The sequence below is a fragment of the Photobacterium sp. DNB23_23_1 genome, from assembly GCF_052873815.1.
Map to the genome: position 1 here is coordinate 51,280 of NZ_JBNNXT010000024.1, position 15,503 is coordinate 66,782.

The window sequence follows — 15,503 nt, forward strand, 5'->3', positions numbered from 1 at the left end:
AATTAGCTTTTAGATGCGTTGAAACGACGAAGGTCTTCACGACTTACAATATTTTGTAGATTTCTTTGGTATGCGCGAAAGTGTGGTTTTCTTGCTTCTTTAAAACCGTCAGTGCCACGACCATGCTCTTGAACAAGCTTCGCGTTTGTTCTTGCCATGTCTGCTTTAAGCTGTTTGATTTTGTCAGCATCGTCTTGGCTAAGCTCTAAGAAAACTTGCATCTCGTGGACTTCAGTCGAAATACGTTTCTGATCTCTTGGAGCAAGCTCGTTATAAGCAAGAGCCTGACTTGAAATAAGCATCAATAGTGCAGTAGAGCAGGTAACAATCATTTTTTTCATAGCGGAATCTCCAAGAAGATCTATGTCATATAAACGTTTCAATTAGGTTGTGAAAGGAACATACCTAACTTATTTAAACGATTCAATATGAGCTGATGGAAGATGGTTGGATTATGCTGGTTTTTAATTGAATCTGTGAAGTGAAGCGCGTTATATAGGGGCGGGATTGTCATAGGAAGGGGGAATTAATTAAATGGTCAATATTGACCCTAAATATACCTTAATGTGATCCAGATCTGGTTTTTATATTTCATTGAAAATATGACATGCAATGTATAATGTGTTGTTATTTAAGGTTTTTATTTGTTTTTGCGAGAGGTGTTGAATGTGATGAACTTCATGTTGTGACAAATTTACTTTATTGCTATAACTCTATTGTTTTGAGTTTATTTGCTTATTAATCAATACTTTAAGTCTATTGAAAGTCCGTTTTTATTCGTTTGACATCCTAGTCGAAACGTTTATCTTTGTGCGTATAGTTTGATGGCTGAGTCGTTAAGGAATGTTTTGTTACTAATTAACAATACTCAATCATTAATAAAATATTTAAGCGAGTTATAATTTATCCTATACGTGAGAGCAGGGTTAAAATGAATAAAAAATTGATATTAAGCATAGGGGCATTGTTGTTTTCTGGTGGAGCGTTAGCCTCTCAAGTTGATTCAAGCTCATACCAAATTGATATGGATGGTGATATTGATACAATTCAGGTCCGCTCAGGCTCTGATACAAATCAACGACGAACTAATTTTTTTACTGGCTTAGTTTACAATGAATCAGTATTTGACGATGGCCCTAAGCGCTCATCAACGCGCCTTGTTTACCTTGATGGTTCTACCCGATTTAATGAAAACTTCAGATTTCGCCACGTGTTATCAGAATCATGGGTAGACGTAAAAGGTGATTATAAAAACGATCCTCAAAACCTCGATGGTCGTATTAGCTTCACTCTTGCCCCTCGATATGAGCAATGGGTTAGCCCGAGATTAAGTTGGTTTGCAGAACCTGTTTATATTCGACAAGCTGATGCGCAAGGTACGGCTAGCCAAGAATTAAAACTAAAACCAGGTTTGCAGTTAACCTTTGGTCAGCATTTTATTTCTACAACTGCTGATTATCAGTTTAAGTGGCGTGAGCGCTATGATAGAACAGAAAATAGAGATAATCATAACTGGCAAGGTTACTCTGCAGATGTAAACTATGTGTTCCGTCATAGTCCACAGATCAACTACGGTGCAAGTGCTTCTTACAGCGGTACAACAGATAACTCGGTTGATAATAGTGAGTTTCGACGTAAAAATTATAATGTGAAACCATTTGTTCGATTCAAGCATTTCTATGATATTACAACAGAAGTCAATACGGTTATTGGGCATGAGGAAAGTGGGCGTTATTGGAATGGTTATGATTATGTAAGGATCAACGTTAATAATAACAAACGTTTGAGCAGCAATTTACGTATGGTTGCTAACTTCCAGTATGGGGATAACAAGCGTCATTCACCTGCTGGTGTAACAGATTATAGTAACGGTGATAAGCAAGAAATGCAGGTACGTGTCGGGTTTAACATTACCATTTAATCGTTATCAAATAAAAGGAGGGCCCCCTCCTTTTTATTTACCATACAATTTGAATTTTTGTAACAAAGTGATCTCTCTCGCTAAATACATTTCTAATTGTTTCTATGATTTGGTGTTTATATCAACTGAATATCACTTTATGATATATATCTTCTTTGTAACTGCTTATTTCCTTCTTGTTTTTATTGCATGGTTTTACGTGCTTCACAAAAATGAAAGCGTGGTTTGAATGAGGCTGTTGAAACGTTTATATTGTGATTGTTCACTCATCATGCATAAATTGAATGTAGCCCTTAGCTAATGTTTGACCTGTTAACCTTTGCTGGAACTTCATTGTTTTATGCTAACTGATTATTTTAAAAGGTTTTTCTTCTATATATGGACTTTCAATACTCTAAGTTAGTGAAGGGGATGGCTTTATTGGTGGCTGCTAATGTCGCCATGCCTGAAACTGTCGAGGCTGCCCCCGTTTCGAAAGAGCAGCCTAACATTGTTTTTATTTTTTCAGATGATCATGCCAACCGAGCTATCAGTGCCTACGGTTCTGATTTGATTAACACGCCAAATATTGATCGCATTGCTAATGAAGGTGCGATTTTCGAGAACACCTTTGTTGGCAATTCCATTTGCCAGCCAAGTCGTGCATCAGTGATGACGGGTAAGCATTCGCATAAAAATGGGGTGACAGACAACACGGCAAGTTGGAATCCGAATCAGGTTGCTTTCCCTAAGCTGTTGGAAAAAGCGGGTTACGACACTGCGTTGATCGGTAAGTGGCATATGAAACCAACACCAGTCAATGAGTTTGGTTATTCTATCGTACTTAGTGGTTCGGGCAGGCAGGGCACTTATTATCAACCTGAGTTTGTTGATCAAAAAGGCAAGAAAACAGTTGTAGAAGGCTACTCGGCAGATGTGATTACAGATATGTCCCTTGATTGGATGAAGCAGCATGCCGATTCTGATAATCCATTTCTAATTAAGATTCAGTACAAAGCACCACATACTCCTCGCCGTCCAGCATTGAGACATCTAACCACCTTCAAAGATCATGTATTCCCTGAGCCTGCTACCTTACACGACGATTACACTACCCGTGGTGATCATGCCCAACGTGCTTGGATGCAGCTATATGGCATGGGACCTGTTGGTATTAACGCATTTCCACCGGCTGCAACCACGCCAGAGCGTAAGTTAGTGCGTGAAGAATGGTTGTCCAGCATGAATCCACGTGAGCGTAAAAAGCACGAGGAGTGGATGAACAGGATGAACCAAGAACAACGTGATGCGTGGCATTCTGCTTATGATGACATCAATGTTCAATACTGGGAGATGCAAAAAGATCCTAAGTATGCAAGAAAAAGGGGTAACCTTACCACTGAGCAAAAGGCTGATCGCCTAAGCTTTATGTACCAGCGCTTTATGCGTGATTATGCTGCAACCGTCTTGGGCATTGATGAAAATGTTGGTCGTGTACTGGATTACATCGACGCAGCGGGTATTGCTGATAACACCATTGTGGTTTACAGCTCGGATCAAAGCTTCTTCATTGGTGAACATGGTTGGGCTGAGAAACGTTATATGTATGAAGAAGGGATGAAAATGCCTTTCTTGATTCGCTGGCCTGGTCACATCGAAGCTGGTTTGCGTCCGGAAGCGATGATTCAAAACATTGATTTTGCACCAACATTCCTTGATTCTGCAGGGGTTGCAATCCCTGGTGAGATGCAGGGCAAGTCATTTAAAGCCTTGCTAGAGGGAAAAACGTCTGATCAACAGTGGCATAAAGAGCGTCCAGCGGTTTATTACCATTACTACATGCACGGTGCTCATAATGTTCCAAGGCATGATGGTGTCAGAACTGAGCGTTATAAGCTGATTGACTTCTATTCACAAAATGGCGGTAAAGGGGAGTTCGAACTGTATGATTTAGAGACTGATCCTTATGAAGTCAGTAACTTATACACCGATCCTAACTATGCCAACGTTCGCGATATGATGCATAACCAGTTGAAAGAAGCTCGAAATAAATACGGGGTTCCTGATGATGTATTTGAAGTGCCATATGTCTATATGAACCGTAAAGAGCGTCGAGAACTGGGACTAATTAAAAACTAACTGATTGTTTTAATTAGCTTTATATTGGGCTTGCCATACATGTTGTGGCAAGCCTTTTTTGATTTACAAACTGCAACAAATTAATCACGTGACCTGTCGCACATTCTTCTTTTAGATATATTGAATACCCTGTCGAAACGTTTATATTATCAGTTAAATAATGTATATGCGTGTCCTTTTTGAAGTTGAAGGAATAGAAATGAAAAAGAAGTTAGCTGCCTTGCTGATTGGAACAATGCTCCTGCCAGGCCTGGCATTCGCGGACACACCGGCGAATGAGACTATAATTAGCGAAACAGTGAAAAGCGATCAAGAAATCATTGATAGCCTTTACCGTGGTGGCTATGCGTATTGGCAACAACTCCGAAACGAGAATGGTACCTATGAAGATAAGCTATTTCTCAATGGTGACCGTAGCTATGTTGGCTCAATCGCCAACTCAGGTATGGGGTTAGTCGCGCTGACTATTGGTCATGCGAATGGCTGGGAACCAGAAGCCGAGCAAATGGCTCTCGTTACACTACGCAAACTAGCTGGCCGTGATCCTAACTTCACCGTACCGCAGAATGCGACAAATACCTTTATTCATTTTTACAATACGCAAACGGGTGAGGCTGTAGGCGACGATTGGAGCCCAGTTGACAGTGCCATCATGATTTATGGTGCCTTGTTTGTTAAAAACTACTTTAGCGAAAACAAAGAAATTGCCGAGCTTGCCGATTTCTTGTACCGCAATACGGATTTAACCGATTATATTGCAGATGTTCGTACTGGCCGCATTTATCTTGCCCAACATACTGATGGTTCTTTTAAGCCACACCGTACCAAAGCCTTTAACGAATATATGCTGGTTGCCGGTATTGCGAACCAGCAGGCAAAAGATTTAGATAATGCTGCTAATGCGAGTAATGCTAAGAAATTCTGGGATATTTGGTACGCATCGACAAAGTTCCTTCCAGTTGCTGAATATAATGGTATCCCTGTACTTTCTGAAGGCAAAACATGGTTTACCTCGCAATTCAACTTCTTGTTTAATAATTATTTGATGCATGACTTCTCAAATAATCCAGAGTTTGTAACTGCGTTGGAAAACTCAGCCAAAGCAGATTTTTCTTTCTGGCGAGATGTCGATGTTGAGGGTGTGGAATTAAAAGAATATGAGTGGGGTAGTGGTGCTGGTGCATGTCCTAATGGATATTGTGTAGACCGTTTTCACTTTGAAGGTGATCGCCAATTTAACCATAATTTAGTGGTTTCCCCTCATATTCTTGCTGGTTACATTCCATTTAATGATCGTGCGAAAATGGATTTAATTTCTACATACCGAGATAATACAATTAATGCCAAGCATGAGCTTGATGGTGGGTACGAAATTCTATGGCGTTATAGTCATGATCAACCAGAGTGGAAGGCTAAATTTATTGAGGGTGTTGATTTCTCGACATTTTTGTTTGGGCTTGCAGCAATGCCAGAGCACTTGGGTATGGAGTTCTTTAATAAGTACAACAACTATTTTGAATAGTTAATGTATTGATCTTTTTCTAATTGAATTATTTACAACTTGCATCATTGTTGTTTGCTCCCGACTTAATAGTTGGGAGTTTTTTTATTTAAAAGTATAGAGTTATTTTTAACATCTAACACTTATAAACAACCTGTTACAGGTGTTGTGTAACGCTGTTAGTAGTATTATATCCTGATCACACTTTAAGTTTGTTTCATTGACGCCTTTAGTCGAAACGTTTATATTTAAGTGGTGAAAAGGACATGATTCACATAATGCGATTAACTTGTCAGTTTGGCCTGTTATTTTACTGAGTCGTTTGTGCATGGAAGGGCACATCCAGTGGTTTTATCGTTATATGTAGAAGTACAAGATGGCTTGGTGTGCCAAGTTGTTTTATCTTATATTAGGCAAGGACAATATGAATATTAAACGATCAACCCTTTCTAAGGGGATTGGCTTATTATTAGCTTCATCTGCAATGACCAGCGTTGCAGCTGAGCAAGAAAGACCAAACATTTTATTTATTTTTTCTGATGACCATGCCAATCAGGCTATCAGCGCTTACAACCCAACTTTAGGTCAAACGCCAAATATCGATCGTATTGCCAATGAAGGTGCAATCTTTGAGCGTGCGTATGTAACCAACTCTATTTGTCAGCCAAGCCGAGCTTCGGTAATGTCAGGGAAACACTCTCACAAGAATGGCGTACTTGATAATACTTCTCGTTGGAATCCTGATCAGGTTATCTTCCCTAAGGTTCTGGAAGAAAGTGGTTATGAGACAGCTCTAATTGGTAAGTGGCATTTGCACCCAACACCGGTTAAAGAATTTGGCTATTCGCTAGTACTTAATGGTTCAGGTGGTCAGGGAACTTACTACAACCCTGAGTTCATTGATCAAGAAGGCAAGACACAAGTCATTGAAGGTTATTCAACTGATCTTATCACCGATATGTCATTGGAGTGGCTTGAAGAAAAGTGGGATGAAGATAAGCCGTTCCTACTGAAGGTTCAATATAAAGCACCACATACGCCACGTCGTCCACCGCCACGCCATATGTCAACGTTCATGGATCATAACTTCCCGATCCCTGAAACCCTGTTTGATGATTACAAAACCCGCGGTGAGCATGCAGAAAATGCCTGGATGCAGCTTTACGGTATGACCCCGGTAGGTATTAATGCCTTCCCACCTGCGCCGACTACGCCAGAAAAAGCGCGTGTACGTGAAGAGTGGATCAAGAGCATGGACGGTGATCAGCGATGGCACTTTGATGAGTGGATGAATCGTTTGACTGACGAGCAGAAAGCCGCATTCCACGAAGCCTATGATGATGCGAATGTCGAATATTGGGAGAAGATGAAAGACCCAATGTACAAACGTCGTTGGGGTAATGTGCCTCGTGATCTGAAAGTTGCCCGCACTGAATACATGTATCAGCGTTTCATGCGTGATTACATGGGCACGGTAATGACTATCGATGAAAACGTCGGCCGTATCCTTGATTACCTAGACGAAAGTGGTTTGGCAGAAAATACTATCGTTGTGTACAGCTCGGATCAAAGCTTCTTTATCGGTGAGCATGGATGGGCTGAGAAGCGCTACATGTACGAAGAAGGCTTTAAGATGCCATTTATGATCCGCTGGCCGGGTCAGATTGAGGGCAACCAACGTCCACAAGCGATGATCCAGAACATGGACTTTGGTCCAACGTTCCTTGAAGCGGCAGGTTTGTCTGCCCCAGAGGAAATGCAGGGTAAGTCGTTCCTAAAAGTGCTGAAAGGCCAGACGTCTGATGCCCAGTGGCAAGAAGAGCGTCCAGTGGTTTACTACCACTATTACATGCATGGTGCGCATAATGTACCTCGTCATGATGGTGTTCGCAGCGACCGCTACAAGCTGATTGATTTCTATTCACAGCATGACGGTAAAGGCATCTTCGAGTTGTATGACTTGGTGACAGATCCAAACGAAGTGAACAATGTATACGAAGATCCAGAGTACGCAGAAGTTCGTGCAATGATGACAGCTGAGCTTGAGAATGCTCGTGAGCGTTATGACGTACCTAAGGATTACTTCGAAGCACCATACCCATTTATGAACCGCCAAGAACGTGAACAATTGGGCTTCTAAATACTTAGAGAATGGATTTGCTCTATTATAATTTAGAGATAACGAGGTAAAGCCGTTTAGTCTAATGTAAAAAGCCCCTCATACACTATGTATGAGGGGCTTTTTTTTAAGGTATGTTTACACTGGCACAAATCGCGAACGGGGTTAGACAAGTTAAGTTAAGCCTATGGTATGTTCAGGCTAATACTTGAATTACCCTGTAAAGCATTCTCCAATTATGTCGTATAACACCCAATATCCTGCATCATCAGACTCTTTGCGCTCCGACGGCGCTAGCGTAAACGAGTTGTCCTTGAGTAAGCACTTTTATCCATCTGGATTTGAACAAGAGTTACAAACCAATTTGGACTTCTTTCTTGACGGGGTCGGTGTTGATGAGCAATCAAAAGTGCCTTTTGATACTTTGTTTGTCACAGGGACTGAGATTGACCCTCAATATTACGTCAACACCACTGAAATTGGGCTGTATCTCAATATTCTTACAGAAGCTCACCAAAATGGTCATCAAGATGCGCTAGTGAGGATCAATGAAACGCTTGATGTGTTGCTTGGTGCGCCGACTTGGAAAGGGTTGTTCTACTGGCCATACGATATTGTTGATGGAAAATTACAGCCGCAAGAGGAGGGGATTGTTCCTGCTGTTGATAATGCCAATTTAGCTTTTGCATTGACTGCCGTCTCAGGGGCTTACCTTGATTCTGGTGATGCGATGGCGATAAGTGCTGTTCAGAAAATTGACGACATTTTGCAGAAACAAATTCCAGGCTGGCAGCAGCTTTATGATCCAAGCAAAGATCTCCTCCATGCCGGGTGGTCGACCAAAGATCGTGCTCCTCTGGGTTACTACGTCGACCGCAAAGCCAATGAAAGCCGTTTGGCACCGCTTTGGGCACATCTGGTCACAAAAGGAGCAAGTTGCCCTGTGCCTAAATCTGCCTTCAATAATATGGAGCTCTATACAGGCACCTTCGATGTTAATCAGCAAACCCTTCGTCCTATGTTGACTTGGGATGGGGCGTATTTCCAAGGCATGCTTCCTGCCATCTGGCTTAACGAAAAGCAGCTTATTCCTGACTATTCGATTATTGAAGATATGACGCAGGTACAGCAGTGTTATTCGGAGCAAAACCAAATTCCTTTTGTTTCCTCTGCAGCGACAACGGATGACAGCTATGCGGCTTTTGGCGTACCAGAACTTTCCGAAGCGTCGGTGCGATTTAAGCTTCAAATTGCAGGTGGCAACACCGGTACACCTCATGCGACAGCGTTATCATTTATGGTTGAACCAGAGAGCGCTATAGCATGTCTTAAATCAATTAAGCGACTGCACCCGAGTATTGAATCGCCATATGGTTGGTTTGATGCTGTCGATACCAATGGGAATATATCGACAAAGCTTATCTCGCTTGATCAAGGCATGTTTGTATGTGCCTTCTTGGCCTCGAGTATTAATAATCAGGTTGAAACGTATCTGAAGGATAAAGGGTATTATCAAGACGTTGTTGAAATGTATAAGTCGTTTACGCCTGAAAATTAAAGTTAATTGTTGTTCTTAGGTGATATGAACACGCTTTGTGAACACACACGTCCTGTACGAATTCTGAACAGGCCTTGATAAGTCATAATTAGAGTAAAAACTCAGATCTGATGCAAAGATATTCCTAGACAGCTTAGTATCATGAAGTTGTTCTTCCATGTTACAGCAGAGAAAGGAGTAAATAATGAGAAGTTTCTTTTTAATTAGCATTATTTCGATAGCTGTGGCGACACCCGCTTTAGCAACGGATTTTTTTGTTGGCGCTGGTGTTGGTTGGCAGCAAGATGAAATTAAACGTACCCTAGATAAGGACAGTGAGAGTGTTCATTTTCAGGTTCGCACAGGTGCGATCCTTGAGGAGCACCATCGTATCACGGCTGCTTATTCTTACAAGGATGATGACGTTAGGACTGATGACCAAAAGTATAAGCACTACATGCATCTTATGACGTTATCGTATGACTATATGTTGCCGTTTGCTTTCGATGGACGGTTATCCGGATTTATTGGGCCGACAATGGGCCTTTACAACAATGAGTTTGCCGATAGGCGACGCACTCACTTTACCTGGGGTGGGCAAGTCGGTTTGCAGTATCGTCTTCCCCAAAACTGGAGCGTCGATTTATCGTACCGATACCTAGATATGGATGTTAACGGCAGCCAGTATGAGTTGGACACAACTCAGCAAGTGACGCTGGCATTCGATCGCCGCTTCTAGCCATGTTTGGCAACATAACCTGGAAAGCAAAATACCCCGTGAAAACGTTGCTTATTAAGGCGCTGCTTTCACTGGGGTATTTCACTTGGAGATACTTTTTGGCTTAGAAACCTAACGCTTTTTTCTCTTTTCGGTTCATGTACGGATAAGGCGCTTCGAACACATTCTTAGGCACTTTGTAGTCGGCACGGGCTTTATCTAGCTCAGCCATCATGTTGCTGCGGATGTCTTTGTATTGAGGATCTTCATAGACGTTGTTGACTTCGTTTGGATCCGCTTTGAGATCGTACAGCTCGAACCAACCTTTACCGCCATTCTGAGAGTAAAAATCAATCAGTTTATATTGATCGCTTCTTACACCGTCATGGCGAGGTACGTTGTGGCCACCTTCCATGTAGTAGTGGTAGTACACAATCGGGCGCTCTTTTTGCCACTGGGCATCACTTTCTTTACCTGTGAGCACATCAAGGAATGATTTACCTTGCATATCGCTAGGTACTTTCGCTCCTGCAGCTGAAAGGAAAGTTGGTGCAAAATCAATGTTTTGTATCATTGCCTGAGGTTTTGAATGGGCAGGGATATTCTCTGGCCAACGGATCACAAATGGCATCTTCATACCTGGTTCATACATGTAGCGTTTTTCAGCCCAACCGTGTTCACCGATGAAGAAGCTTTGGTCTGAGCTATAAACCACTATGGTATTTTTGGCGAGATCGTTTTCATCAAGCCAGTCGAGGATACGTCCCACGTTTTCGTCAACAGCAGTGACAGAGGCCATGTAATCTCTCATGAAGCGCTGATAAATATACTCAGCACGGATTTTCTTTTCGTTTTCAGGCACATTGCCGTATCGAATTTTATATGGAGGCGATTGGATTTTCTTCCAGTAGTCGACATTGATGTCGTCGTAGGCTTTGTGCCAAGCATCACGCTGTTCATCGGTCATGCGTGCCATCCAGTCTTCAAAGGCTTTGCGCTTTGGTTTGGAGAGGCTATTGATCCATTCTTCACGGATTTCAGCACGTTCAGGTGTTGTTGGTGCGGGTGGGAAAGCATTAATGCCTTCACCTGACATACCATACAGTTTCATCCAAGCTTTATCGGCATGCTCACCGCGGGTTTTATAGTTGTCAAACAGGGTTTCTGGTAGCGGGAACGTTTTGTCTTTTAATAATTCCAGGTGACGCAGTGGTGGGCGGCGTGGTGTGTGCGGCGATTTGAATTGGACTTTTAGCAAGAAGGGCTTGTCGGCATCTCGTTGGTGTTCCAACCATTCGATAGATTGATCGGTAATAACATCGGTAGAATATCCCTGGACAGTGGTGATGTTACCTTTGTTATCAATAAACTCTGGCTGATAATAAGTCCCTTGGCGGCCATGCCCATTGAGCACGTTTGAGTAGCCAAATTCGTTGACCGGGGCTGGATTCATATGCCATTTACCAATTAGGGCTGTTTGGTAACCGATATCTTCCAATAAGTGAGTATAAATTGTCTGATTGGGATTCCAGCGAGAGGTATTGTCAATAACGCCATTTAGATGTGAATGCTTACCTGTCAGGATTGTCGCGCGGCTGGGTTGGCAAATTGAGTTTCCTACAAAGGTATTCTCGAAAATTGCCCCTTCGTCGGCGATACGGTCAATATTGGGGGTATTTACAAACCGATCGTTGTAGGCACTGATTGCTTGAGTCGAGTGGTCATCGGAAAAAATAAACAGAATGTTAGGTTGTTCGTAGGCTGCGGCAACACTCTGGGTAGAAATGGTGCCAGCGGCTAAAAGCACACCTATTCCTTTGGATAAAGTCGAGCGCTTAATTTTCATATTATCCTGCTTTAATGATGTTAAAAGTAAAGTTTTACGGTTTCGGGCTTGTGTTTTGGAGTTAGCCATTACCAACACCTCGGCATCTCGATGAGATACCGAGGCGAATGACAATTAATAGCCGAGTGCTTTACGCTCTTGAGCCGTCATAAATGGGAATGGTGCTTGGTATACGCTCTCCGGAACATCATACTCATTACGTGCATCGTGAAGTTCTTTCATCATCGTTTCACGAACTTTTGAGAATTTAGGGTCGTTATAAACGTTATTTAGCTCATTCGGATCAGCTTTAAGGTCGTACATCTCAAACTCGCCTTTGCCGTTGTTTTCTGAGTAGAAATTAATCAGCTTATAGCGGTCGCTACGAACACCGTCATGACGTGGAACGTTGTGTGCGCCTTCCATGTAGTAGTGGTAGTAAACGTAAGGGCGTTCTTTCTGCCATTGCGCATCACTTTGCTTCCCGGTTAATACATCAAGGAAAGACTTACCCTGCATTTCGTCTGGTGCATCCAAGCCAACAGCATCGAGGAAGGTTGGGCCAAAGTCGATATTTTGGATCATTGCTTGTGGGCGCTGGTTAGCCGCAATGTGTCCCGGCCAACGGATGATGAAGGGCATTTTCATTCCTTCTTCATACATGTAACGCTTTTCAGCCCAACCGTGCTCACCAATGTAGAAGCTTTGGTCTGAGCTATATACCACGATGGTATTTTCGGCCAGACCTGTCTCGTCAAGGTATTCAAGGATCCGGCCGATGTTTTCATCAATAGTAACCGTTGCTGCAGCGTACTCTTTCATAAAGCGCTGGTAGTTATACTCGGTACGTGCTTTTTTCTCGGCTGGTGGAACGTAGCCATAGCGCATCTTGTATTCAGGTGTTTGGATTTTTTTCCAGTAATCGACGTTAATGTCGTCATAAGCGGCATGGAAAGCAATGCGCTGTTCTTCAGTAAGGCGCTCCATCCACAGATCAAATGCGTCACGCTCCGGTTTGCTCATACTTGCTAACCAAGCTTCGCGGATTTGTTTCTTCTCTGCGGTTGTTGGCGCTGGTGGGAAGGCATTGATCCCTTCAGCAGTCATGCCGTAAAGCTCCATCCAGGCTTCGCTGGCATGCTTACCACGTGTTGTGTAGTCATCATGCAGCGTTGCTGGAATAGGGAATTGCGTATCTTTGAACAATTCCAAGTTACGTAATGGTGGTCTACGCGGTGTATGAGGCGACTTGAATTGAACTTGTAGCAAAAAAGGTTTGTCTGCATCGCGGTTTGTTTCTAACCACTTCAGTGACTGATCGGTAATGATGTCAGTCGAATAGCCTTCAACCGTTGTTATCTTGCCGTAGTTATCAATAAATTCAGGTTGGTAGTAAGTTCCCTGACCGCCTGCGCCATTCAGTACGTTGGAATAGCCAAACTCTTTTACCGGCGTTGGATGCATGTGCCATTTACCGATCAAAGCTGTCTGGTAGCCCGCCTTTTCCATGATTTTTGGGTAGATGGTTTGGTCAGGGTTCCAAGCTGAAGAGTTATCGATAACGCCGTTTAAGTGCGAATGCTTACCGGTGATGATTGAGGCGCGGCTAGGCTGACAAATTGAGTTACCGACGAACGCATTGTCGAAAATAGCCCCTTCGTTGGCAATGCGGTCAATATTTGGGGTTTGAACAAGGTCACCACTATAAGCACTAATAGCATTATTGGAGTGGTCATCAGAGAAGATGAATAAAATATTGGGTTGGCTACTCGCTTGGCTGGCCTGGGCTGTGACAGAACTTGCTGCTAGCAAGAGACCGATCCCCTTTGCGAGGGTTGAATGTGTAGTTTTCATAAAGTCCTTGATTACATAGTAGTTTTAAGACCACAAGTTGTTCATGTTGAGACATTCGTTACTCGAATGCGGCCGTATTCGCTTCGTTAAAGATGAGTGCCTCAACTAAAAAATGGTGAATATAATGAAAGTGTTGTGGAATGGCGGCTTACTGGTTTAATTTGAGAATAGTGCGAATATAAACGTTTCGCTTTGATGCTTCAATTATGCATGCATTTACGCCGTGGTGTTTGTTTCAGCAATATGACGAAAATCTATTTTTATTGCTGACTTTGTAACAAATTGCATCGTTCTGTGTGTGTTTGTGGGGTTTGCTCACGCTTTTATTTTGAGAAAAAGCTTTTTACTATGATGTGTGTGAGTAAGTGTAAGTAGGTGTTACTTGCTTGCTATTGAAACGTTTTTGGTTTGGGGCTTCGTTGACGTTATAGAACGTTAACGAAATCACATAATAATCAGTTAGTGATATTTATAGGCTTATCAAAAGTGTCACGACCGTGCCTAAATATTCAGGGTGAGTTTGCGACAGCCCTCCCTTTATTTAATCAAAGGCTATGCTAAAACATAAAAATTCATACAGAGTATAATCAGATGTGTCGTCCGGAGATTTTATATGAACGAATAATTTTGACTTAGTTAACATTCCCGGTGATTAATAATGAAAAGCAATAAGTAGATTAATAGATGATGATCACAACAAAACTTTTATTTATGGGCATTGCCATATCATTTTTTTCGATATCTATCTCGATGAGTAAGCGACCAAATCAGATATCTGATAAAATATTTGTAGCTTTTTTACTGTCAATTGCATTACCTATGTTGATAGCACTCACACAACCATATGAAATTAATAAATTTCTTATCACCCAGCGGTTACGTGACTTTATGCCATTGACCCTTGGTCCATTTATTGCTCTCTACGCTGAAAGCTTAACTCAGTCCAATTACGCTTTGACTAAAAAGAGTTTGTATCATTTCTTTCCATTTTTATTGTTTTTTGTTACTGGAATATTTTTTTCACACTTTAGCTTTTTTGATACGACGGAATCTGTTCTGTATGACGCTTTTCAAGTCGCGTATTCCGTTACCTTTTTACTATCTATCGCAGGTTATTCAATTTGGTTGCCGCGGTTACTGAAGAAGCATAGAAATAGAGTGCTAGATTATTATGCCCATGATAAAAATCATATTTCCTTAATATGGATTTCTTGGGTGGTATATTCAGGTTTTGTTTTTTTTGCTGTAGCTCACATTCCAATATTACTTGATGCACTTCACTTTATACCTTCTAATTCACCGTTTGTTGAGGATAGCTACATAGCACGAAATATAGGTTTTGTTATTTTCCTTTGCATCCTGAGCTTTTTCGGTATCAAGCAAACACAGGTGTTTACTGAAACCCCATCTAACAAGGGTGAGACGGCGGTCGAAAATACAGTCGAGGAACCAGATATCCGAGAGGAGCCCAATGATCTGGTGAAAACGAAAAGTCGTGCTCCAATAATCCATGATGAACAACTTCAGAAGTACCTGGAAATACTCGAGGATTATGTCAAGGCAAAGAAGCCGTATCTTGATAGTGAACTGACTTTGGGGAGTTTGGCTGAAATGCTAAATATACCAAAGCACCATTTAACCGAAACGCTTAACCGGAAGCTAGAAAAGAACTTCTATAGCTATATTAATGAATATCGCCTTGAAGACCTTAAAAACCTTCTTTTGGATCATCAAAATGCCTCTCAATCGATTTTGACACTTGCCTACCAAGCTGGCTTTAATTCAAAAACGACTTTCAATAACTTTTTCAAAAAGTCGACTCGTATGACCCCTTCCCAGTTTAGAAAAAAAGGACTCTCTGACGAAAGGCCTCAAACTCAATGAGTTGAATCATGTTCACATCATCAGGG

The 15,503-nt window shown here is 42.0% G+C and carries 10 protein-coding genes; 7 read left to right on the forward strand and 3 right to left on the reverse strand.

The features are described from left to right. Nucleotides 1-2: 2 nt before the first annotated feature. The gene (locus ACVA53_RS15405) at nt 3-341 is read right to left on the reverse strand and encodes a hypothetical protein (RefSeq protein ID WP_446505559.1); all 339 of its coding nucleotides are present in this window, start codon (nt 339-341) and stop codon (nt 3-5) included. A 590-nt stretch (nt 342-931) separates the two neighbouring features. Here ACVA53_RS15405 and ACVA53_RS15410 point away from each other — a divergent pair. From ACVA53_RS15410 to ACVA53_RS15435, 6 genes are all read left to right on the forward strand, one after another. Next, a complete protein-coding gene (locus ACVA53_RS15410; RefSeq protein ID WP_446505560.1) occupies nt 932-1,921 on the forward strand; it encodes a hypothetical protein in 990 nt (329 codons plus the stop codon). Between the two features lie 378 nt (nt 1,922-2,299). Next, nucleotides 2,300-4,039, forward strand: coding sequence for a sulfatase family protein (locus ACVA53_RS15415; RefSeq protein WP_446505561.1), 1,740 nt, complete (start codon nt 2,300-2,302; stop codon nt 4,037-4,039). Nucleotides 4,040-4,238: 199 nt separating this feature from the next. Continuing rightward, nucleotides 4,239-5,561, forward strand: coding sequence for a hypothetical protein (locus tag ACVA53_RS15420; RefSeq protein ID WP_446505562.1), 1,323 nt, complete (start codon nt 4,239-4,241; stop codon nt 5,559-5,561). A 403-nt stretch (nt 5,562-5,964) separates the two neighbouring features. Then, nucleotides 5,965-7,680 (forward strand): sulfatase family protein, encoded by a 1,716-nt coding sequence (locus tag ACVA53_RS15425; protein WP_446505563.1) that lies wholly within the window; start codon nt 5,965-5,967, stop codon nt 7,678-7,680. 217 nt (nt 7,681-7,897) lie between these two features. After that, on the forward strand, nt 7,898-9,217 hold the full coding sequence (locus ACVA53_RS15430) for a glucoamylase family protein (protein WP_446505564.1): 1,320 nt from the start codon (nt 7,898-7,900) through the stop codon (nt 9,215-9,217). 184 nt (nt 9,218-9,401) lie between these two features. After that, a complete protein-coding gene (locus ACVA53_RS15435) occupies nt 9,402-9,935 on the forward strand; it encodes a porin family protein (protein ID WP_446505565.1) in 534 nt (177 codons plus the stop codon). 103 nt (nt 9,936-10,038) lie between these two features. On the opposite strand, the gene ACVA53_RS15440 is transcribed toward ACVA53_RS15435, so the two are convergent. Both ACVA53_RS15440 and ACVA53_RS15445 read right to left on the reverse strand, forming a co-directional pair. Next, nucleotides 10,039-11,760: a sulfatase family protein gene (locus ACVA53_RS15440; protein WP_446505566.1), complete on the reverse strand. Its 1,722-nt coding sequence runs from the start codon at nt 11,758-11,760 to the stop codon at nt 10,039-10,041. Nucleotides 11,761-11,874: 114 nt separating this feature from the next. Beyond that, nucleotides 11,875-13,593 carry a sulfatase family protein gene (locus tag ACVA53_RS15445; protein ID WP_446505567.1) on the reverse strand — a complete coding sequence of 573 codons (1,719 nt, stop codon included), beginning with the start codon at nt 13,591-13,593 and terminating at the stop codon, nt 11,875-11,877. A 684-nt stretch (nt 13,594-14,277) separates the two neighbouring features. Here ACVA53_RS15445 and ACVA53_RS15450 point away from each other — a divergent pair. After that, a complete protein-coding gene (locus ACVA53_RS15450; RefSeq protein ID WP_446505568.1) occupies nt 14,278-15,477 on the forward strand; it encodes a helix-turn-helix domain-containing protein in 1,200 nt (399 codons plus the stop codon). Nucleotides 15,478-15,503 lie beyond the last annotated feature (26 nt).